The organism is Bradyrhizobium sp. 137, from assembly GCF_023074095.1.
Lineage (GTDB): Bacteria > Pseudomonadota > Alphaproteobacteria > Rhizobiales > Xanthobacteraceae > Bradyrhizobium.
Map to the genome: position 1 here is coordinate 185565 of NZ_JADPKU010000063.1, position 21519 is coordinate 207083.

The window sequence follows — 21519 nt, forward strand, 5'->3', positions numbered from 1 at the left end:
ACGTCCAAAAGTTCTTCTTGAAGACGTCGAAGCCGGCCATCGCCCGCACGCGAAGGTTGGCCGGCTGCCGATGTTCATGGCGAGCCAGCTCCAGACTGTCGCGGCGATGGCTGCCGCTTGAGCCGGCCCCACCCCACGAAAACCTGATTCCCGCCAAACCCACTGGTTGCGCACGGGGAGCCACGCTAAAATCGCGCCATGACAGTGACCGACATTGCGAGCCGAACCTACAATCACAGCTGGCGGCTGGATCCCATCATCCGCAGCCTGCTCGATACCGATTTCTACAAGCTGTTGATGTTACAGATGATTCGGGAGGATTACCCGAATCAGCAGGTGACGTTTTCGGTCATCAACCGCTCGCGCCATGTGCGTCTCGCCGAGATCATCGACGTGGGCGAGCTGCGCGCCCAGCTCGACCATGCCCGCACCATCCGCTTCACCAAGAAGGAGCTGATCTGGCTTGCCGGTAACACCTTCTACGGCAAGACCCACATGTTCTCGGCGGACTTCATCCGCTGGCTGGCCGAATTCCGCCTGCCCGAATACGAGCTGCGCAAGGTCGACGGCCAGTACGAGCTGCATTTCCACGGCCCCTGGACCCACACCACGATGTGGGAGATTCCGGCACTCGCGATCCTCAACGAGCTGCGCTCGCGCGCAGCGATGAAGGGCCGCGGCCGCTTCGAGCTCGACGTGCTCTACGCCCGCGCCAAGGCCAAGCTGTGGACCAAGGTGGAGCGGCTGCGCAAGCTGGAGAACCTCCGGTTGTCCGATTTCGGCACCCGCCGCCGTCACGGCTTCCTCTGGCAGCGCTGGTGTGTGGAGGCGGTGAAGGAAGGCCTCGGCTCGTCCTTCATCGGCACCTCCAACGTGCTGCTCGCGATGGACAACGATCTCGAAGCCATCGGCACCAACGCGCATGAGCTGCCGATGGTCGCGGCCGCGCTCGCCAGGGACGACGAGGAATTGCGCTGGGCGCCCTATCGCATCCTCGACCAGTGGCGCCAGACCTATGGCGGCAACCTCCTGATTGCGCTGCCCGACGCCTTTGGCACGAAAGCTTTCCTGCGCGATGCGCCGGAATGGGTCGCCGACTGGACCGGCTTCCGCCCCGATAGCGCGCCACCGATCCAGGCCGGCGAAGAGATCATCGCGTGGTGGAAGAAGATGGGCCGCAATCCCAAGGACAAGCTGCTCGTCTTCTCCGACGCGATGGACGTCGGCTCGATCGAGGAGACCTATCACCACTTCGCTGGCCGTGTGCGGCTCTCGTTCGGCTGGGGCACTAACCTCACCAACGACTTCGTCGGCTGCACGCCGGACGGCTCGTTCAATCTCGATCCGATCTCGCTGGTCTGCAAGGTTTCGTCCGTCGACGGACATCCGGCCGTCAAGCTCTCCGACAATCCGGAGAAAGCGACCGGCCTGCCCTCGGAGATCGAGCGTTACCTGCGCGTGTTCGGCGATGCCGGACGCGTGCGCAAGCCGGTGCTGGTCTAGCAGCGGACCAGGCTTCTTTCGATCCGGTAAACCGCGCACGATGAATATGAGGCTTTGGTTCGCCGATGCCGCGCCAGTTCCGATTGACCAGTATTTGACGCGATCTGCGCGCATCCACTTCACAGCGCCTTCACCCTGGGTGCAGTCGCTCGCGTTTTCAGGTCGAGTTAAGCAACATTCTGCTCTACTTCGCGTTGCAGGCCCAACGCTCCGCTGGGATCGTTGATCGATTTGGGGAACGCAGGGTGTTTCGTAGAACAGCGACGTCGACGAAGGGACACAGTCTCCTTCACGTCATCAAGCTTGTCTCGCCTTTCGTCATGGTCGTCGTGCTCCAGGCGGCAATCGCAGGATTCAGCCTCGAGGTGATGTCCTCGGTCCGCGCCTATGTCGCCGGCGAAGCGTTGTGGTCGCGCTCGCAGAAGAATGCTGTTTACTTCCTCAATCGCTATCTGCATTCGGGCGAGGCCAGCCAGTTCGCGCAATATCGGGCCGCGCTCGCCGTTCCCATTGGCGACCAATTCGCGCGCTGGGCGCTCGAACGCGATCCGGTCGACGTCGAGGTCGCCCGCATCGGCTTTCTGCAGGGCGGCAACCATCCCGATGACGTTCCGGGACTGATCTGGCTGTATCGCTACTTCAACCGTGTCAGTTTCCTCCATGAAGCGATCCGGGAGTGGGCTGCCACCGATCCCATGCTGCTGGAGCTCAGCGTGTTCGGCGAGGTCATCCGGTCCGAGTTGGAGAACGGCCCCATTCAAAACGACGGTCGCCTGCAATTCCTGTCGTCGCGGCTCTCGGAGCTCAATACCCAATTCACGGTGCATGCCAAGCGGTTCTCCACTGTCCTCGGTGAAGGCTCTCGTGCCATCAAGGTGACGCTGACGTGCATCAACATCGTCACCGCCGCGACGCTGATCCTGCTCCTGATCTGGCATACGCGGCGGCTGGTGCTGCAACGACAGGCATTCGAGGAGGCCTTGCACGCCGAGAAAGAGCGCCTGGCCTGGCAGGCGTCGCACGACTGGCTGACCGGCCTGTCCAACCGCCGCGCCTTCGAGGCGAGCCTGCAGAGCGAGTTGGACAATGCCGCCGCGGGTCCGCTGGGACTGATCCTGCTCGACCTCGACCAGTTCAAGAGTGTCAACGATACCTGCGGTCACCTTGCCGGCGATCGCCTGCTCTGCCAGGTCTCGCGCCTCCTGCAACAGGACCGGCATGCCCATGATCTGGTGGCCCGGCTCGGAGGTGACGAATTCGGCCTGATCCTGCCGCGGTGCCCGCCCTCGAATGCCGTCGATATCGCCGAACGGCTGCGCCGATCGTTCGAGCTGTTCAATTTCGCCTGGGACGACCGTTGCTTTGCGGTGACCGCCAGCATCGGCGTCGCCTGCATCACCGACCGCAACACCACGCTCGAGGATGCGATGCGGCGCGCGGATGCCGCCTGCTACCGTGCCAAAGAGAAGGGACGCAACCGGGTTCAGGTCGACGGCGTAAGGCCGGATGTCGTCGTCGCGGCAGCCCGGCCGCGCGAAGCGGCGCGCGCTTGACGCTGCCCGCGCCGTCACCGTCGAGGCAAAATTCCAAGGCCGGCGAGATGGGCGTCGAGAAACTGCTCGATCTGCTGACGCAGCATCTGCGGCGGCACGGCCACCATGCGCTCCTCGAGGCCGAGCGAGATGATTCCATGCACGGCCGAAAACAGCGTACGCGACAAAAGCGCGATCTCCACGTCATTCGCATCCGGCAATAGCCGCACCAGCGGTGGATGCATCAGCGCGAAGGCGTCCATGACCATCTGAAGGATGTCGTCCGGATAAGGGCGATCGTCCTCCATCCGATGCTCGAACAACGAGCGCAGCAAATTGGCGTGCTCAGCAAAGAAGTCGAGATAGGTCGCGGCAAGGCCATAGAGCTGACGGACGGGATCCTTGGCAGGAACTCCGCGGAGCCGCGCTGTGAGCGCCTGAACCGTCTCCCGATTGACGGTCAGGATCACCCCATCGAAGTCGCCGAACTCGTTATAGACGCTGCCGACCGAGCAACCGGCGGCTTCCGCGACATCACGGACCTTCAATGATTTCAGCCCCTTAGCTGAAATGATGCCCCGGGCGATCTCCACGATCTGGAGCCGTCGCCCACTTTTTTTCTGCCCGCGCAGTGATTTTTCTTGAACATTGTTCATTTTCAGGCTACCCATGTGAACATTGTTCAAATTAGCCCGGAGACCTGCAAAATGCAAACCCTCGCTTTTGATATCGCCGCCACCTTCGTCGATGACGCCGCAGCTCTCGTGACCGGCTTTGGCCACGCCCTGCTGCGGTTCGCCATGACTCCGATCGATCGCGTCGCAAATGCCTGCGACATCGCCGGCGTGCTTACTGAGCGGCGCGCGACCTTCCGGATGTGGCGGGCCAACCGTGCCCGTGGGCGTCTCGAGGGCCGCCGGTTCAGCCTGCTCGGCCGCCTCTCGCCCTTTCGCCACCTCTCCCATCTCACCTGAGACAGGCACAGCCGGCACGTTCCGATCGGCTCGAATGCAAGATCGGGTTGCAACGAAGGACTCACCATCTCCGGACATTGGCGGTCGATCTGGCGGACTTCGGCGATGCGGTTCAGCTTTTCCTCAGAACCGGCGCGATATCCGGCAAGCGCGGCCATCTCGCCCGAACTGCGGTCGCGCTCAGATATTTGCGAACCTAACGAGACCACTTGGAGACCAACAGGATCGGAAGAATCGAGGCGACGAAGCAGGCCGGCAACCGTCGTCGCCCTGCAATCACTCATCCCATACCCTTCCGGTCGTGACGCTTAACCCACAACGTAAATCTCAGGCTGCCTTTCCAAAACAGGACTAGTCATGATCAGGGAATTGATGTCGTCACGCCGCTTCGCGCCGCTCTTCTGGGCGCAATTCTTCTCGGCGCTCAATGACAACGTGCTCAAGAACGCACTCGTCATCATCCTGCTTTACAGTGCCGCGACCGGCCATGGCGATGCTCTGGTGACGATCGCAGGCGCCGTCTTCATCTTCCCCTATTTCATCCTGTCCGGGCTCGGTGGCCAGCTCGCCGACAAATACGTCAAATCCGTCGTCGCAAGGCGGCTCAAATTCGCCGAGATCTTCGCCGCTTGCTTTGCGGCCGCCGGCTTCTTCCTGCACTCAGTGCCGCTGCTGTTCGCAGCGCTCGCGCTGTTCGGCATCATCGCCGCCATGTTCGGCCCGGTGAAATACGCCATGTTGCCGGACCAGCTCGAGCTCGGCGAGCTCGCGACCGGCAACGCACTGGTCGAAGGCGCAACCTTCATGGCCATCCTGCTCGGCACCGTCGCCGGCGGCCAGTTCGTGGCCGGCTCCGCGCATATGGGGTGGGTCGCGTCGGCCGTGGTCGTGCTGGCCCTGTTGTCCTGGGCCTTCGCCTCCCGCATTCCGGCGACCACGCCGTCTGCGCCCGATCTGCCCGTCACCGCCAATCCCTGGACCTCGACGCTCAGCCTGCTTAGGACCCTGCACGCAGACCATCGGCTGTGGGACGGCACCGTGATCGTCTCCTGGTTCTGGCTCGTCGGCGCCATCGTGCTGTCGCTGCTGCCGGCGCTGGTCAAGGACGTCGTGGGCGGCACCGAGGGCGTGGTGACGCTGTGTCTTGCGATCTTCGCGATCGGCATCGCCGTCGGCTCGCTGTTCGCCGCCAGCCTCAGCCACGTTCGCCCGAACCTCGCTCTCGTGCCGATCGGCGCCATCATCATGGGATGTTCTGGCCTCGATCTCGCCTGGGCTATCGGCGTGACCACCAGGGGTCAGGACATCACCGCGGCCGGTTTCGCAACCTCGTTCGCGGGCTTGCGCATGATGATCGACTTCGTCGCTTTTGCATTCGGCGGTGGCTTGTTTGTCGTTCCCTCATTTGCGGCTGTTCAGGCCTGGTCGGCGCCGTCCGAGCGCGCCCGCATCATCGCCGCCGGCAACGTGCTGCAGGCGGCCTTCATGGTGGTCGGCTCGCTGTTCGTCGCGCTGTTGCAGGCGGCCGGCCTCCATGTCGGCTGGATCTTCTTCGGCCTCGGAGTCGCGAGCTTCGGCGCGGTGTGGTTCGTGCTGACCAAGTGGGGCAAGGAGGGCGTGCGCGACTTCGGCGGACTGCTGTTCCGCGCGCTGTTCCGCACCGAAATTCGCGGGCTCGAAAACCTGCCGCCGTCAGGCACGCGCATGCTGATCGCGCCCAACCATGTCAGTCTGATCGACGGTCCGCTGCTGCACGCCGTGCTGCCGATCGACGCGAGTTTCGCGGTGGATACCGGCATCTCGAAGGCCTGGTGGGCCAAGCCGTTCCTGCGCGTGGTCAAGCACTACACCATGGATCCAACCAAGCCACTGGCTGCGCGCGACCTGATCAAGCTCGTCGCCGCCGGTGAGCCGGTCGTGATCTTCCCGGAAGGACGCATCACCGTCTCGGGCTCGCTGATGAAGGTCTATGACGGCACCGCGATGATCGCTGACAAGGCCGACGCGGTGGTCGTGCCCGTCCGCATCGAGGGCGCGCAGCGCTCGCATCTCAGCTATCTCAATAGCAGCCAGATCAAGCGCTCCTGGTTTCCGCGGGTGACGGTCACCATCCTGCCGCCGGTCAAGCTTCCGGTCGACCCGTCGCTGAAGGGCAAGGCGCGCCGCAACGCCGCCGGCAGCGCGCTCCAGGACGTGATGATCGATGCTCTCGTGAAGAACGCGATGCTCGATCAGACGCTGTTCGAGGCGCTCGGCCACGCCTATCGCGACCGCGACACCGGCAAGGTCATCGTCGAAGACGCGCTCGGCACCAAGCTGACCTATCGCAAGCTGATTCTCGGCGCGCAGGTCTTGAGCCGCAAGCTCGAGGCAGGCACCGCCGCCGGCGAGAATGTCGGCGTGCTGCTGCCGAACTCGGCAGGCGTCGCCGTTGTCTTCATGGCGTTGCAAAGCATCGGCCGGGTGCCTGCGATGCTCAACTTCTCCGCCGGCCCGGTCAATGTGCTCGCCGCCATGAAGGCGGCGCAGGTCAAGACCGTGCTGACGTCGAAAGCCTTCATCGACAAGGGCAAGCTCGACAAATTGATGGCGGCGATCTCCGCAGAGGCGCGAATCATCTATCTCGAGGATGTCCGCGCCTCGATTGGCGTGGCCGACAAGATCCAGGGCCTGCTCGCAAGCACCGCGCCGCGCGTCACCCGCCAGGCCAACGATCCGGCCGTCGTGCTGTTCACGTCGGGCTCGGAAGGAACGCCCAAGGGCGTGGTGCTGTCCCATCGCAACATCCTCGCCAACGCGGCGCAGGCGTTGGCGCGGGTCGACGCCAACGCCAACGACAAGGTGTTCAACGTGCTGCCGGTGTTCCACTCCTTCGGGTTGACTGGCGGAATGATGATGCCGTTGCTGGCGGGCATTCCGATCTACATGTACCCCTCGCCGCTGCATTACCGGATCGTGCCCGAACTGATCTACCAGACCGGCGCCACCATCCTGTTCGGCACCGACACGTTCCTCACCGGCTATGCACGCTCGGCGCACGCCTACGACTTCCGCACCCTGCGCCTCGTGATCGCCGGCGCCGAAGCGGTCAAGGACCGGACGCGTCAGGTGTTCATGGAGCGCTACGGCATCCGCATCCTCGAAGGCTATGGCGTCACCGAGACTGCGCCGGTGCTGGCGATGAACACGCCGATGGCCAACCGTCCGGGCACCGTCGGCCGCCTGTCGCCGCTGATGGAAAGCCGGCTCGATCCGGTCCCCGGCATCGAGGACGGCGGTCGCCTCTCGGTGCGCGGACCGAACGTGATGCTCGGATATTTGCGGGCTGAAAATCCCGGCGTGCTCGAGCCGCTGGCAGAAGGCTGGCACGACACCGGCGACATCGTTTCGATCGACGCGGCCGGCTTCATCACCATCAAAGGCCGCGCCAAGCGCTTTGCCAAGATCGCGGGCGAAATGGTCTCGCTGTCGGCGGTCGAGAGCATCGCGACGACGCTGTGGCCGCAGGCCGCATCGGTCGCCGTCTCGATCCCGGACCAGCGCAAAGGCGAGCGCATCGTGCTGCTGACGACGGAGAAGAACGCCGAGCGCAGCGCGATGCAGGCCCAGGCCAAGGCGCTCGGAGCGTCCGAGCTGACCGTTCCCGCGGCGATCATGGTGGTCGACAAGGTGCCGCTGCTCGGCACCGGCAAGACCGACTATGTCACGGCAACAACAATGGCCCGCGAGCAAGCGTCGGCACCGGAGCGCGAGGTGGCGTGACGACCGATCGGGGCAAGCCTCTCAAGCGCTGGCTTCGCTACGCCGCTCCTGTGCGTAACGCACCAGCGCCGCGAAGCGATAGATGCCGTGCACGAACTTGCCATAGGGCATGGTGATGAACAGCGCGAACACCGCGCCGAGATGCAGCGCCAGCAGCGGCCCCATCGCAGAGGTCTCGCGCAGGAGCAGGAGGGCCATGCCCGTAAGACCCGTCAGGAACAGCATGGCGATGAAGCCCACGTCCATGCCGTAGCGGCTCTCGTCGAGCAACGCTGGATCGCGGCGCATCTTGGCGGCGAAGAGCCCGATCGGCCCAATGATCAGGCCGATGCCGCCGAGCGTGCCGAGCACGACAGGCAGGTCCCACCACGGATAAGGCGCCTCCCGGCCGAGCACATAATGATACAGCGTGGCGACGGACGTCGCCGCAAAGCACAGCAGGAAGCCGTAGAAGGTCAGGTGGTGATAGAGCTTGCGCCGATCGGTCGGCTTGTCGTCTTCGTTGTAGCAGCCGACGCCGCCGCCATGGAGGTAACGCAGCTCGCCGGCATCGCGGATCGCTTGAAAAATCGAACCGCCGTCGGCGCGGCCGCCAATCGGCGGACCGATGTCACGCCAGAAGGCGCGCACGCTCAATACGAGCGCGAGGATCGCATAAAGCAAGGCAGCGCTGAACAGCGCGGCCATCGCGTTATGGGGCATCAGCCTGTAGAACGCGCCGGGTCCGGTGTGCACGCCGAACAGCACGCTGCGGTCGTTCCAAATGGCGAAGCCGAGGATGAAGGCGGCCATGCTGACCGCGGCGATGATGCTGATGACCAGCCCGTTGCGGGCAAATGTCCCTGATAGCGCCTGCGGCCAGGCATAGGCTGCGTAGGACTCGGCGCGCGCAATTGCCAGCGTCTTCGGAACGTTGACGTTGAATTCGTGCGGCGGCGAGAACTGGCAGTCGACATAGCAGGCGCCGCAGCCATGGCAGAGATTGGCGAGATAATTGAGGTCGCCGTCGGAGAAGGCGCGCCGCATCTCCATGGCCGGAAACACCGCGCACAGACCCTCGCAATAGCGGCAGGAATTGCAGACCGTCATCAGACGGTCGGCTTCGTCCAAAATCCTAGTTCCGTGCATGTTTCGCCGCTTCCCGTCCTGCGATCCGCCCGAACACGCTGCCGATGGTCATGCCCATGCCGGCGGCATAACCCTTGCCGAGCACGTTGCCGGCCATGATCTCGCCGGCCGCGAACATGTTGGCCGACGGCCTGCCGTCAGCCATCAGCATCCGCGCCTCCTTGTTCACGCGCGTGCCGAGATAGGTGAAGGTGATGCCGGGCCGCACCGGATAGGCCAGATAAGGCGGCGTCTCGATCCGGCGCGCCCAATGGGTTTTCTGCGGCGTGATGCCTTCAGTGCGGCAATCATCGAGGATGGTGTGATCGAAGGTGCCGGGCTGCACGGCGGCGTTGAATTCGGTGATCGTCTTCTCCAGCGCGGCCGGATCGAGATCTAACTTGCCGGCGAGCTCGGTCACCGTCTGCCCGGCGATAGGCGGAAACAGCGTCGGCATGAAGCTCGTGACCACGGTCGAGTCGAAGATGATGTAGGCGATTTGGTCGGGCTGCGCCGCGACCAGCCGGCCCCAGATCGCGTAGCGCTTCGGCCAGATGTCCTCGCCTTCATCGTAAAAGCGCTGCGCATGCTTGTTGACGACGATACCGAACACGACGGAGTCATGGCGGGTGATGATGCCGCCGTCGAATTTCGGCGCACGGGCGTCGATCGCGACCGCATGGCACTGTGTGGGATCGCCGACTTCCTGCACACCCTTATCGAGCAGCATCTTCAGGATCGAGCCGCGGTTATAGGGCGTGCCCCGGATCAGGAAATTGTCGGCGGCCTCGCCCCAATATTGCTTCAGCCATTCGATGTTGGCCTCGAACCCGCCGGCCGCCGCCACCAGCGAGGTCGCGCGGATCTCGGTCTCGCCGTTGACCGGCCGCTTGAGGCGGGCGGCGAGAAACATGCCATGCTCGATAACCAGGTCGATGACTTCGGCATCATACTCGACCTCGACGCCGAGCTGCTCGGCGGTGAGATAGAGCGCATTCAGCATCGCTCGCCCGCCGCCGAGGAAGAACGAGTTGGTGCGGCCGAGGCTCAGCGTGCCGCCGAGGGAGGGCTGCCAGCGCACGCCCTGCTCGACGATCCAGTTCAGAATGTCCTTGGACTCCCGGATCATGTGACGGGCCAGCACCTCGTCGGTCTGCCCGCCGGTGACGCGCAGCAGGTCCTCCCAGAACTCCTCCTCGGTGTAGGGGCCGGTCAGGATTTCGGTCGCGGCATCATGGGTGCAGCGCATGTTGCGGGTGTGACGGGTGTTGCCGCCGCGATAGAATTTTGGCGCCCCCTCGAGCACCAGCACCGACGCCCCACTGCGGCGCGCGGCGATCGCTGCGCACAGAGCGGCATTGCCGCCGCCGATCACCAGCACATCATACTTGCTGCCCATACCGTCTGCCCGATGGCACGCCAGATTAGAGACAATCCGCCGTCAGCGGCCATGTCCAAGCACGACCGATGTTGCGTACCTTTGTATACAAAGATATACATAAGGGACGCAAGCGGCGCGTCTTGCATGGGCAGGATGCGCATCGAGGAACAATGGCCAAACGCCCGGCAAGGACAGGCGGAACGATCGCGCGCGGCGGTGGTGTCGCGCTGGGCGAAGCGGTGTTCCGTTCGCTCTGCGAGGCGCTTCAGGCCGGCAGCTACCGTGCCGGCGACCGCCTGCGCGAGGAAGAGGTCGCGCAGCGGCTGAAGGTCAGCCGCACCCCGGTTCGCGAAGCCCTGGGACGCCTCGCGGCACGCGGCTTCGTCGAGCCGGCCGGCGGCCGCGGGCTGATCGTGCGCAATCTCGACATATCCGAGGTGCTCGAGCTCTACGCCATGCGCGAGATCATGGAAGGCGCCGCTGCGCGCCTAGCCGCCGAACACGCCTCCGCCACGGAGATCGACGCGCTCCGCGATATCGAGCAAGCCTTTGTCGAGACCTCCGCGAGCCACGCTGCCGAGCTGGCGCGGCTCAACCGCGCCTTCCACGAGGCAATCTGCCGCGCCGCGCGCAACCGCTACCTCGACAATGCGTCGCGCGAATTGCAGGACTGGATCGCCCTGCTCGGACTGACCACCTTCACCGTGACAGGCCGCCCCAAGACAAGCCACGGCGAGCACCAGGCCATCATCGGCGCTATCGCTGCCCGCGACGGCGGCAAGGCCGAGCAGCTCGCGCGCGCCCATATCCGCGAGGCGCTGCGCTGCCGGCTCAAGCTGCTGCAGAAGCAATAGGCGCGAGGCGCCTCAGGCAATCACGTCCGCGACGACTGCCGTCAGAACGTCGCGCACATCAGCCGGCCTCACCCGCACCTGCAAGCCGCGCTGGCCGCCGTTGAGATAAACCTGGTCATGCGCGAGCGCGCTCCGCTCGAGCACAGTGCGCACCGCCTTCCGCTGCCCGAACGGACTGATACCACCAACCTTGAAGCCGGTCAGGCGCTCGGCCTCTGGCGGCTTCATCATCTGCGCCGACTTGCCGCCCGCAGCGATGGCGAGCTTCTTCATGGAGACTTCCTGGTTGGACGGGACGATCACGCAGACCGGCTTGCCGTCAACCACCGCCATCAGCGTCTTCAACACGCGCGCCGGGTCTTCACCGAGCGCGGAGGCGGCCTGGAGCCCGATGCTCTCGGCGTCGGGATCGTAGTCGTAAGTGTGGAGGGTGAAGGCAACTCCGGCGGATTCAAGCGCCCGCGTGGCTGGGGTGGCTTTGGACATCAGTCACATTTACCACCGTCATTGCGAGGAGCGAAGCGTTGTGGGGGAGCCGTCAGCACGCCGGCCGAGCACCACTGGGGGCCCGGCGTAGCTTCGCGGAGACGGGACCGGGTGATCCAGTACTCCGAGACGACTGTGATCAAACCGATGGGCCGCGGCGTACTGGATGCCCCGCCTTCGCGGAGCATGACACTGATTTGGGAGCAGCCCGAGCGATCGTATCGCGGCTCTCCCCTACTCCGCAGCGTCCCGCATTTCCCCGCGTTCGGCCCTGGCCGCGCAGAACTTGAATTCCGGGATCTTGCCGAAGGGATCGAGCGCCGGGTTGGTCAACAGGTTCGCCGCCGCCTCTGCGTAGCAGAACGGCATGAACACCATGTTCTCCGGCACGTCGCGGTCGGAGCGCACTTTGACCTCGACGGCGCCGCGGCGGGTCTCCAGGCGAATGAAGTCGCCCGGCGCGAGCCTCTTCTTGCGCATGTCCTTCGGCGACATGAACGCGACCGCCTCGGGCTCGATCTGGTCGAGCACCTGCGCGCGGCGCGTCATCGAGCCGGTGTGCCAGTGCTCGAGCACGCGGCCCGTCGACAGCACCATCGGATATTCGGCGTCGGGCAGCTCGTCCGGCGGAATGACCTTGGCCGGCACGATCTTGCCGCGGCCGCTCGCGGTCGGGAAGCCCGTGGTGAAGATGATCTCGTTGCCGGGCTTGTCGGGAGCGTCGGCCGGATAGGTGACTGCGCCTTCGCGCACCAGCCGTTCCCAGGTGATGTTCTTCAGCGACGGCATCAACTCCGCCATTTCGGTGTAGACGTCGCCGGGGCCGGAGTAATTCCACGGCAGCCCCATGCGCTTGCCGATCTCCTGGATGATCCAGAGATCCTGCCGCGCATCGCCGGGCGGCTTGATCACCTGGCGCGCGAGCTGCACGCGGCGGTCGGTGTTGGTGAAGGAGCCGTCCTTCTCGGCGAAGGCCGAGGCCGGCAGGATCACGTCGGCGTGGAACGCGGTCTCGGTAACGAAGAGATCCTGCACCACGAGATGATCGAGCATGGCCAGCGCGTGGCGTGCGTGCTGGAGGTCGGGATCGGACATCGCGGGGTTCTCGCCCTCGATGTACATGCCCTTGATCTCGCCGGCGTGGATGGCGTTCATGATCTCGACCACGGTCAGGCCGCGGACGGGGTCGAGATCCTGTTGCCACAGCTTCTCGAAAGCGTCGCGCATGTCGTCGCGTCCGACCGGCTGGTAATCCGGCAGGAACATCGGGATCAGGCCGGCATCGGAGGCGCCCTGCACGTTGTTCTGGCCGCGCAGCGGATGCAGGCCGGTCCCGGGACGGCCGACCTGCCCGGTGATCAGCGCCAGCGCAATCAGGCAGCGCGCATTGTCGGTGCCATGGACGTGCTGGCTGATACCCATGCCCCAGAAGATGATCGACGATTTTGCGCGCGCATAGGTCCGCGCGACCTCGCGCAAGGTCTGCGCCGGGACGCCGCAGATCGGCTCCATCTTCTCCGGCGTGAACTCCTTGATCTTCTCCTTGAGCTCGTCAAAGCCTTCGGTATAGCCGGCGATGTATTGATCGTCGGTCAAGCCTTCGGTGATGATCGTGTTGATCATCGCATTCAGCATGGCGACGTCGGAGCCCGGCTTGAACTGCAAATGCTTGGTCGCATGACGCGACAGCGACTGCCGGCGCGGATCCATCACGAACAGTTTTGCACCGTTCTGCTTGACCGCGTTCTTGATGAAGGTCGCCGCGACCGGATGGTTCACGGTGGGATTTGCGCCGATCACGACGATGACCTCGGCATCCATGGCTGCGGAGAACGGCGCCGACACCGCGCCCGAGCTCAGGCCTTCGAACAGCGCTGCCACGGACGAGGCATGACACAGACGGGTGCAGTGATCGACGTTGTTCGAACCGAAGCCGGTACGCACCAGCTTCTGGAACAGATAGGCCTCTTCGTTCGAACCCTTGGCCGAGCCGAAGCCCGCCAGCGCCTTCGCGCCCTTCTCATCGCGGATCTTGACCAGACCCTTGGCCGCGATGTCGAGCGCTTCTTCCCAGCTCGCTTCGCGGAAATGAGTGAAGGGATTGGCCGGGTCGACCTGGTCGTTGGCATCCTTCTTCGCATTCGGCAGCCGCACCAGCGGCTTGGTCAGGCGGTGCGGATGGTGGATGTAGTCGAAGCCGAAGCGGCCCTTGACGCAGAGGCGGTTGTGATTGGCGGGGCCGTCGCGGCCCTCCGCGTAGATCACCTTCTCGTCCTTGACCTCGTAGGTCACTTGGCAGCCGACGCCGCAGAACGGGCAGAGGGAATCCACCTTCCTGTCGGGATAGGTGACGCGCGTTTGCTTGTCGTCGAGCATCACGGCCGGCATCAACGCGCCGGTCGGGCAGGCCTGCACGCATTCACCGCAGGCGACGCAGGTTGATTCCCCCATGGGATCGTCGAAGTCGAACACGATCTTGGCGCCGGCATTGCGGTACGCCATGCCGATGACGTCGTTGACCTGGACCTCGCGGCAGGCACGCACGCACAGGCCGCACTGGATGCAGGCGTCGAGATTGACGCGCATCGCCGGATGGCTCGCGTCGGTCGCCCAGCGCTCGGCAGCGGGGAAGCGGCTCTCGGTGACACCCGTCGTCTCGGCCCAATGCCAGAACTTGGAATCCGGATCGTGCGAGGTCTCACGCGCCGGCTGGTCGGCGACGAGCAGCTCCATCACCATTTTTTGCGCAGCGACGGCGCGCGCGCTTTCGGTCTTCACCTTCATGCCGACCGACGGCGTGCGCTTGCAGGACGCCGCGAGCACGCGCTCGCCCTCGATCTCGACCATGCAGGCACGGCAATTGCCGTCGGGGCGATAGTCGGGAGCCGGCGAATAACAGAGGTGCGGGATCTCGCGGCCCTGGCGCTGGGCCACCTGCCAGATCGTCTCGCCGGGTTTCGCTTCGACCTGCTTGCCGTCGAGCTCGAACGTAATCTTGGTCATTCGGCCGCTTCCTTGAACTCGTCAGGGAAATATTTGATTACCGAGGACAGCGGATTCGATGCCGCCTGTCCGAGCCCGCAGATCGAGGCGTCGCGCATCGCCTGGCTCAATTCTTCCAGCAAGGCCCGGTTCCAGACCGGCTTCTGCATCAGCAGCGCAGCCTTCTGGGTTCCGACGCGGCACGGCGTGCACTGACCGCAGCTCTCGTCCTCGAAGAACTTCATCAGGTTTAGTGCCGCTGCGCGCACGCTGTCCTTGTGCGACAGGATCACGATCGCGGCGGAGCCGATGAAGCAGCCGTATTTCTCCAGCGTGCCGAAATCGAGCGGGATGTCGTCCATCGACGCCGGCAGGATGCCGCCCGACGCGCCGCCCGGGAGGTACGCGTAGAATTGATGGCCGTCGGCCATGCCGCCGCAATATTCATCGATCAGCTCGCGCACGGTGATGCCCGCAGGCGCGAGCTTCATGCCGGGATTCTTGACGCGGCCCGAGACCGAGAAGCTGCGCAGGCCATGCCGCTCATGGCGGCCATTGCCCTTCCACCAGTCGGCTCCCTTCTCGACGATGTCGCGCACCCACCACAACGTCTCGATGTTGTTGATCAGCGTCGGCAGGCCGAACAGGCCGACTTGGAAGGGATAAGGCGGCTTGTGCCTGGGCAGGCCGCGCTTGCCTTCGATGCTCTCCAGCAGTGAGGATTCCTCGCCGCAGATATAGGCACCGGCGCCGCGGCGCATATGCAGCGTCGGACCGCCCGGCGGGAGCTTGGCGATCTCGCGCTCCAGGATCTCGCGTGAGGCCGGATATTCGTCGCGCAGATAGATGTAGACGTCGGAGGCTTGCACCACATGCGCGCCGATCAGCATGCCCTCGATGAAGCGATGCGGATCGGTTTCGAGATAGTAGCGGTCCTTGAACGTGCCGGGCTCGCCTTCGTCGCCGTTGATCGCCATCAAGCGCGGGCCGGGTTCGCCCAGCACCGCACGCCATTTGCGCCCCGTCGGGAAGCCGGCGCCACCGAGACCGCGGAGCGAAGCGTCATCGAGCGCCTTCAGCAGGTTGTCCTTCGGTAATTCGCCGGAGCGGAGGCGATTGAGCAGCTTGTAGCCGCCGCCGGCAACATAGGCGTCGTAATCGACATATTTCGGCAGATGCGCGTGAGTGTCGCCGGCCTTCGCGGCCGCCATGACATTGGCGACGGTCGCGTGGTCGACGAAGTTGTGGCCGACCTCAGCGGCAGGCGCCGTATCGCAACGGCCGACGCAGGGCGCGCGTACCACGCGAATGCCGGGACCCGATGCGCTCTGCAAATCTTGCAGCAGCTTCTCGCCGCCGAGCATCGCGCAGGTCAGCGAATCGCAGACGCGGATCGTCAGCGGGTCGATGTCAGGCTCACCTTCTTTCACCACGTCGAAATGCGCGTAAAAGGTCGCGGTCTCGAACACCTCGGCAAAGGCGAGCTTCATCTCGTCGGCGAGCGCGGCGAGATGCGCGGCCGAAATCTGGTGGTACTTGTCCTGGATCAGGTGCAGATGTTCGATCAGCAGGTCGCGCCGCCGCGGCCTGTCGCCGAGCAGCTGCTCGATTTCGTGCGCGGCCGTGGGGTCGACCTGTCTTCCCTTAGAGGTCGCCTTGGCTCGCTTCCGGCCCTCGCCGGGATGTTCGAACGAGCGGACCTGTTGCACGTCGTGGCTCATCGCTGCGTCTCGTAGCCCTTCTTGGAATATATCCAATCCTAGTCCCTGGCATACCAGATGCCAAGAGAATTCTTGCGCTCAAATAAGCATTTAAGGGCATGCGGCCAATAAGGCCGCATGCCCTGCACGCCACGAAGAGGTTTGCGCGATCAGAGGATCTTAACCGCGCTCTCGAGCGTCTTGTAGACACCCCACGCCAGCGGAACGCAGACGAAGAGCCAGAACAGTGCTGCCTTGACATCGAGGCCGCCGGTGCCGATTCCGAACGAGCCGGTCTGCACGGTGGCGGCGCCCGCATTCGCCGCCTGCAATTTGGCGACGTCGGCCTCGCTCATGTACCATTTCGGATCGACCGGCTTGACCAAGTAGTTGCAGATGATGCCAGCGATCAGCATCGCACAAAGAATGTACATAGTGGTGTTGTAGAGCTGGTCGCGCGGAACGCCCGCCGCGAGTTGGAACTCGCGAATGTAGTTCACCACGACCGGGCCGATGATGCCTGCGGTGGACCACGCCGTCAGGAGCCGGCCGTGAATGGCGCCGACGAACTGGGTACCGAACATGTCGGCGAGATAGGCCGGCACGGTCGCGAATCCACCGCCATACATCGACAGGATGATACCGAAGCCGAGCACGAAGAGCAGCTTCGAGCCCATCGCCGCAAAGGTCGGCGCCAGCGCGTAGAGAACGATGCCGAGAATAAAGAACGTGTAGTAGGTGTTCTTGCGGCCGATCGTGTCCGACAGCGTTGCCCAGAAGAAGCGGCCGCCGATGTTGAACAGCGATAGCAGGCCGGCGAAGCCCGCCGCAATTCCAGCGATAACCGTCTTCTGCTCGACCGAGAGCTGACCAAAGGTAAGCTCCGGATGTCCGATCAGCTTGCCAGCAAAGATTTCCTGGAGCATCGGAGAGGCCATTCCGATCACGCCGATGCCCGCCGACACGTTCAGACACAGCACCCACCAGATCAGCCAGAACTGCGGCGTCTTGTGCGCGTTGTTGAGATGGACATGATGCTCGGAGATCATCGTCTTCTTCTCGCTCGGCGGCGTCCACCCTTCAGGCTTCCAGCCAGCCGGCGTCACGCGATAAGCGAAAGCGCCGATGGTCATGAAGATGAAATAGACGACGGCCATGACGACGAAGGCCTGCCATACACCGACATCGGTCGAGGTCTTGAAGTAGTTGATCAGGAGGTTGGCAAATGGCGCGCCGATCATGGCGCCGCCGCCGAAACCCATGATTGCCATACCGGTCGCCATGCCGCGGCGGTCGGGAAACCATTTGATCAGCGTCGACACCGGCGAGATGTAACCGAGACCAAGACCTATGCCGCCGATCACGCCGGAGCCCAGCCACATGATCCAGAGCTGGTGGGTATAGATGCCGATCGCGCCAAGCAGCAGGCCACCGCACCAGCATAGCGCAGCAACGAAGCCTGCTTTGCGCGGACCGACCCGCTCCAGCCAGCCGCCCCAAACAGCGGCGGCAACGCCGAGCACGACGAAGAACAGGGTGAACATCCATCCCAGACTCGCAACCTTCCAGTCGCAGGTGGTGGTGAAGAGCTCTTGCCACAGCGACATATCCGGACAGGCTTTCGGCGCCGTGATGCCGATGGCTCGGGAAAGCGGCAGCCAGAACACTGAGAAGCCATAGGCCATGCCGATGCAGAGATGAATGCACAGCGCCGCCGGCGGCACCAGCCAGCGATTGAATCCGGCGGTCGCGATGGTCCGCTCGCGATCAAGAACCCCCGCACCACGGCCCGAAATGGTCCCGGCGCTCTCAACACTAGCCATGCATTCCTCCCCTGAGGCCGCCCTTCTGAGCAGCCTGCCCTAAGATCCTGATCTCCAGTCCAGCGACGCAGCCAAGTGTCCCTGCTGCTCCGCTCAGTGATTCGACGCGCGTCAGGATCGTCACGCGCATCCGAAATGCTAACCCTTCGGGCGGGATGCTATGCCCTATACGACATACAGGCATTGTGAGCGCGGCCCGTCGATCAGCGTGTCGCAGACAAGACTCAACCTCCGCGCCTGAACGGAGAAAGCCAATTTGCAGAAGCCATGAGCGATGTCGATAGACAAATGGTCGGTATCAGCGCGGTAACGTTCTCAAGAACGCGACGCACCATTAGCACTCTCTATCGAACGATTTGTTTTCTCTATCAAGAACACGATGCGCGCGTCGTTGCGCTCGGTGATCTCCACCGTGTCGCCGGTCTCGCGGATCAAGTTCGGAATGTCAATCACCGACAAGGGATCGGTGCAGTGAACCTCGAGCTGATCGCCGGGCTGCAACGGCTTCAGCGCTTTTCGGGTCTTCAGGGCGGGCAACGGACATTTTAACCCGGTGAGGTCGAGCGTCGTTCTGGTCATGGGCGTACCATGGCGGGGCCGATCGATGGCGTCAACGCAAGGACCGCTAGAGCAGATCGGCATAGAACAAGAAGCCTACGTCCTGTCCAGGTTCGACCTGCGTGATGTCTTCGCCAAGCTCAACGAGGCCACCGGTCTCCACCAGTGAGGACAATAGCCCGGCTCCCTCGCGCGGGAACTTGATGACCTCCAGTGTGCCATCCTTTCCGCGCCGCAAGGAGGCGCGAACATATTCGCGCCTGCCTTCTTTCTTCCTGTAGGTGAACGCAGCACGCACAGGGATCGGCAAGTGCGGCTCCGGCAGGGAACCGGCCAGCGCCAGCACCGTCGGCCGCACCACATGCACGAAGGTGACAAAGCTCGCAACGGGATTGCCGGGCAATCCGATCAGCGGCGTGCCGTCGATGATGCCCATCGCCACCGGTCGGCCGGGCTTGATCGCCATCCGCCACAGCACCAGCGAGCCGACGCTCTCAACCGCCGCCTTGACGTGATCCTCCTCGCCGGTGGAGACGCCGCCAGTGGTGAGGATCAGGTCATGATCGCCTGCAACCTGCTTCAGGCCATGGGCAAGCGAGGTACGCTCGTCCCGCAAGATGCCGAGATCGCTGACCTCGCAGCCGAGCCGGCGCAGCATCGCCATCAGCATGAAGCGGTTGGAATCGAACAGTTGCGAGGCCGCGCGCGGCTCGCCGGGCGAGGCCAGCTCGTCACCGGTCGAGAAAACTGCGACGCGGATGCGCCTGACGACGTCGAGGCCGGTCAGGCCGAACGCCGCCGCAAGGGCGACATGCTGCGGCCGCAAGCGCTGCCCGGCGCGCAGCGCGACATACCCTTCAGGAATGTCTTCGCCCGCAGGGCGGACATTGGCACCCGGCTTCAATCCCGGAGGCAGCACCACCTTGCCGGACTTATCGACGCGGACATCTTCCTGCATGAAGACGGTTTCGGCGCCCAGTGGCATCGGCGCGCCCGTGAAGATGCGCGCGGTGTGGCCGGGCTTGATCGGCGCCTGTGCAAGGCCGCCGGCCTGGATACGGCCGTCGAGCGGCAACGCTTGCTCGGTGCTTTGCGGAAGATCCGCGTTGCGCACGGCGTAACCATCGACGGCGGAGTTGGTGAAGGGCGGCAGCGGCAAAGGCGCTGCGATGTCGCGCGCCAGTACGCGTCCGTCCGCGTCGACGAGCGCAACCGTTTCGAGATCGGCGATCGCATTGACGCGCGTGGTGATCAGGCCAACGGCCTCATCCACCGACATCATCGGGCCGCCGAAGGCAAAGCAATCGTCCGATAGTTGCGCCATGGTGCCTCGTCAGCGCATCGCGGCGCTTTTCGCCACCGCTTCGTCGACCGGCATCGCCGCGCGCAGCAACAAAGCCGCGGCGGCCGGAATATCGTCGAGATGGACAGTCGGCAGGCGGGTGTCAACCGCGACGTCGGCGACAATCCCGGCAATGCCGGGATCGTCTGGAAACAGCAGTGGCTTGCCATTGCCGCCGCGATGCACCTCGATCTTGCGATGTGGCTCGCGCTTAAAACCTTCGACCACGACCAGATCGACCGCGGATAGCTTGCTCAACAGTTCCGGCAGCCGCGGCTCCTTGGCGCCGCGCAGCTCGTGCATCAGGGCCCAACGGTTCGCCGAAGCAACCAGCACCTCGGCCGCGCCGGCCTCGCGATGGCGCCAGGAATCCTTGCCGGGCACGTCGACGTCGAACTGGTGATGCGCATGCTTGATCACGGAAACACGCAGGCCCTGCGCGTTGAAATGCGGGATCAGCCGCGTCAACAGCGTGGTCTTGCCCGCCCCACTCCAGCCTGCAAGCCCGATGACTTTCATAACCGCCCGATCTCCGCCAACGGCTCACGAGCCGATGGAACCTCCGGCCTTTCCCCGCCATGCTTATATCGGCTTGATCCGAATGTCATGCTAACCTCGTGGCCATGATGAAGATCGACAAGACGCCGGTGCCCCTGATCGTCCCTGACACGGACGACCCGCGCCTGACCCAGAGCGTGACCGGGACTGACCAGACTGGCGCCAGGGTCGAGATCAAGGTGCCGATGGAGCGGCCACTGACGCTCTACCTGAATTCGCAGGAGATCGTCACCATGATGACGATCGGCGACTATCCGGAATATCTGGCGCTCGGCTACCTACTGAACCAGAACATGCTGAAATACAATGACGAGGTCACTGAGGTCGAATACGACGACGACCTGCAGGTGGTCGTGGTGCGCACCTCACATCACACCAATTTCGAGGCCAAGCTGAAGAAGCGCACGCAGACCTCGGGCTGCGCGCAGGGCACAGCTTTCGGCGACCTGCTGGAAGCGGTCGAGAGCGTCGCACTGCCGAAGGCAGAGCTGCGCACCTCGTGGCTGTACCAGATGACCCAGACCATCAACACCATGCCCTCGCTCTATCTGGAGGCCGGCGCAATCCATGGCTGCGTGCTGTGCAAGGAGGGCACCCCGCTCTGCTACACCGAGGACGTCGGCCGCCACAATGCGGTCGACAAGATCGCGGGCTGGATGTACCGCCACGGCGTCGATGCCTCCGACAAGATCCTCTACACCACGGGACGCCTCACGTCGGAGATGGTGATCAAGACCGTGCGGATGGGGATTCCGATCCTGGTGTCGCGCTCCGGCTTCACCGCCTGGGGCGTCGATCTCGCAAGACAGGTCGGGCTGACGCTGGTCGGGCGCACGCGCGGAAAACGCTTCATCGCACTCGCGGGCGAGGACCGCATCGTCTACGACCAGAATCTCGCTTACGTCGAGGAGGAATCGGCCAAGCACAAGCGCAAGGGTGAAGGTGGTGACGACTAGG

The 21519-nt window shown here is 64.0% G+C and carries 15 protein-coding genes; 5 read left to right on the top strand and 10 right to left on the bottom strand.

Annotated elements, in window-relative coordinates; all coding sequences use genetic code 11:
- Positions 1-198: 198 nt before the first annotated feature.
- Both pncB and IVA78_RS20030 read left to right on the top strand, forming a co-directional pair.
- Entirely contained in the window at positions 199-1503 is a 1305-nt protein-coding gene (pncB, locus tag IVA78_RS20025; protein WP_247280777.1) for a nicotinate phosphoribosyltransferase, read from the top strand.
- A 245-nt stretch (positions 1504-1748) separates the two neighbouring features.
- Positions 1749-3056 carry a GGDEF domain-containing protein gene (locus tag IVA78_RS20030; RefSeq protein ID WP_247280778.1) on the top strand — a complete coding sequence of 436 codons (1308 nt, stop codon included), beginning with the start codon at positions 1749-1751 and terminating at the stop codon, positions 3054-3056.
- A 14-nt stretch (positions 3057-3070) separates the two neighbouring features.
- Here the strand turns inward: IVA78_RS20030 and IVA78_RS20035 are convergent, their stop codons facing one another.
- Positions 3071-3691 (bottom strand): TetR/AcrR family transcriptional regulator, encoded by a 621-nt coding sequence (locus IVA78_RS20035; protein WP_247280858.1) that lies wholly within the window; start codon positions 3689-3691, stop codon positions 3071-3073.
- A 675-nt stretch (positions 3692-4366) separates the two neighbouring features.
- Here IVA78_RS20035 and IVA78_RS20040 point away from each other — a divergent pair.
- On the top strand, positions 4367-7771 hold the full coding sequence (locus IVA78_RS20040; protein ID WP_247415964.1) for an acyl-[ACP]--phospholipid O-acyltransferase: 3405 nt from the start codon (positions 4367-4369) through the stop codon (positions 7769-7771).
- A 21-nt stretch (positions 7772-7792) separates the two neighbouring features.
- On the opposite strand, the gene tcuB is transcribed toward IVA78_RS20040, so the two are convergent.
- Together tcuB and tcuA are read right to left on the bottom strand one after the other, a co-directional pair.
- Entirely contained in the window at positions 7793-8899 is a 1107-nt protein-coding gene (tcuB, locus tag IVA78_RS20045; protein ID WP_247415966.1) for a tricarballylate utilization 4Fe-4S protein TcuB, read from the bottom strand.
- Positions 8886-10277 carry an FAD-dependent tricarballylate dehydrogenase TcuA gene (tcuA, locus tag IVA78_RS20050; protein WP_247415970.1) on the bottom strand — a complete coding sequence of 464 codons (1392 nt, stop codon included), beginning with the start codon at positions 10275-10277 and terminating at the stop codon, positions 8886-8888. The genes tcuB and tcuA overlap by 14 nt, the downstream gene beginning before the upstream one ends.
- A 152-nt stretch (positions 10278-10429) precedes the next feature.
- Here tcuA and IVA78_RS20055 point away from each other — a divergent pair, with 152 nt between their 5' ends.
- Positions 10430-11113, top strand: a complete 684-nt coding sequence (locus IVA78_RS20055) for a GntR family transcriptional regulator (protein WP_247415972.1) — start codon at positions 10430-10432, stop codon at positions 11111-11113.
- 12 nt (positions 11114-11125) lie between these two features.
- Here IVA78_RS20055 and ybaK read toward each other — a convergent pair whose 3' ends face one another.
- The 7 genes from ybaK to mobB form a co-directional block, all read right to left on the bottom strand.
- On the bottom strand, positions 11126-11599 hold the full coding sequence (gene ybaK, locus IVA78_RS20060) for a Cys-tRNA(Pro) deacylase (protein ID WP_247467311.1): 474 nt from the start codon (positions 11597-11599) through the stop codon (positions 11126-11128).
- 234 nt (positions 11600-11833) lie between these two features.
- A complete protein-coding gene (gene fdhF, locus IVA78_RS20065; RefSeq protein ID WP_247467313.1) occupies positions 11834-14602 on the bottom strand; it encodes a formate dehydrogenase subunit alpha in 2769 nt (922 codons plus the stop codon).
- Complete coding sequence (locus IVA78_RS20070; protein WP_247415978.1) at positions 14599-16302, bottom strand: NADH-ubiquinone oxidoreductase-F iron-sulfur binding region domain-containing protein; 1704 nt, start codon at positions 16300-16302, stop codon at positions 14599-14601. Before IVA78_RS20070 ends, fdhF begins: the two co-directional genes overlap by 4 nt.
- A 149-nt stretch (positions 16303-16451) precedes the next feature.
- The gene (locus IVA78_RS20075) at positions 16452-18104 is read right to left on the bottom strand and encodes an OFA family MFS transporter (RefSeq protein WP_247415980.1); all 1653 of its coding nucleotides are present in this window, start codon (positions 18102-18104) and stop codon (positions 16452-16454) included.
- 315 nt (positions 18105-18419) lie between these two features.
- The gene (locus tag IVA78_RS20080; protein ID WP_247415982.1) at positions 18420-18683 is read right to left on the bottom strand and encodes a sulfurtransferase TusA family protein; all 264 of its coding nucleotides are present in this window, start codon (positions 18681-18683) and stop codon (positions 18420-18422) included.
- 46 nt (positions 18684-18729) lie between these two features.
- Complete coding sequence (gene glp, locus IVA78_RS20085; protein ID WP_247415984.1) at positions 18730-19986, bottom strand: gephyrin-like molybdotransferase Glp; 1257 nt, start codon at positions 19984-19986, stop codon at positions 18730-18732.
- A 9-nt stretch (positions 19987-19995) separates the two neighbouring features.
- Complete coding sequence (mobB, locus tag IVA78_RS20090) at positions 19996-20523, bottom strand: molybdopterin-guanine dinucleotide biosynthesis protein B (RefSeq protein WP_247415986.1); 528 nt, start codon at positions 20521-20523, stop codon at positions 19996-19998.
- Between the two features lie 104 nt (positions 20524-20627).
- Between mobB and fdhD the strand changes: the two genes are divergently transcribed.
- The gene (gene fdhD / locus IVA78_RS20095) at positions 20628-21518 is read left to right on the top strand and encodes a formate dehydrogenase accessory sulfurtransferase FdhD (protein ID WP_247280789.1); all 891 of its coding nucleotides are present in this window, start codon (positions 20628-20630) and stop codon (positions 21516-21518) included.
- The last annotated feature ends 1 nt before the right edge of the window (position 21519 follow it).

Coding starts and splice junctions, on each gene's coding strand:
- tcuA (WP_247415970.1), bottom strand. CDS start 10,277: ATGGGCAGCAAGTATGATGTGCTGGTGATCGGCGGCGGCAATGCCGCT.
- fdhF (WP_247467313.1), bottom strand. CDS start 14,602: ATGACCAAGATTACGTTCGAGCTCGACGGCAAGCAGGTCGAAGCGAAA.
- IVA78_RS20070 (WP_247415978.1), bottom strand. CDS start 16,302: ATGAGCCACGACGTGCAACAGGTCCGCTCGTTCGAACATCCCGGCGAG.
- IVA78_RS20055 (WP_247415972.1), top strand. CDS start 10,430: ATGGCCAAACGCCCGGCAAGGACAGGCGGAACGATCGCGCGCGGCGGT.
- IVA78_RS20075 (WP_247415980.1), bottom strand. CDS start 18,104: ATGGCTAGTGTTGAGAGCGCCGGGACCATTTCGGGCCGTGGTGCGGGG.
- glp (WP_247415984.1), bottom strand. CDS start 19,986: ATGGCGCAACTATCGGACGATTGCTTTGCCTTCGGCGGCCCGATGATG.
- pncB (WP_247280777.1), top strand. CDS start 199: ATGACAGTGACCGACATTGCGAGCCGAACCTACAATCACAGCTGGCGG.
- fdhD (WP_247280789.1), top strand. CDS start 20,628: ATGATGAAGATCGACAAGACGCCGGTGCCCCTGATCGTCCCTGACACG.
- IVA78_RS20035 (WP_247280858.1), bottom strand. CDS start 3,691: ATGAACAATGTTCAAGAAAAATCACTGCGCGGGCAGAAAAAAAGTGGG.
- ybaK (WP_247467311.1), bottom strand. CDS start 11,599: ATGTCCAAAGCCACCCCAGCCACGCGGGCGCTTGAATCCGCCGGAGTT.
- IVA78_RS20040 (WP_247415964.1), top strand. CDS start 4,367: ATGATCAGGGAATTGATGTCGTCACGCCGCTTCGCGCCGCTCTTCTGG.
- mobB (WP_247415986.1), bottom strand. CDS start 20,523: ATGAAAGTCATCGGGCTTGCAGGCTGGAGTGGGGCGGGCAAGACCACG.
- IVA78_RS20080 (WP_247415982.1), bottom strand. CDS start 18,683: ATGACCAGAACGACGCTCGACCTCACCGGGTTAAAATGTCCGTTGCCC.
- tcuB (WP_247415966.1), bottom strand. CDS start 8,899: ATGCACGGAACTAGGATTTTGGACGAAGCCGACCGTCTGATGACGGTC.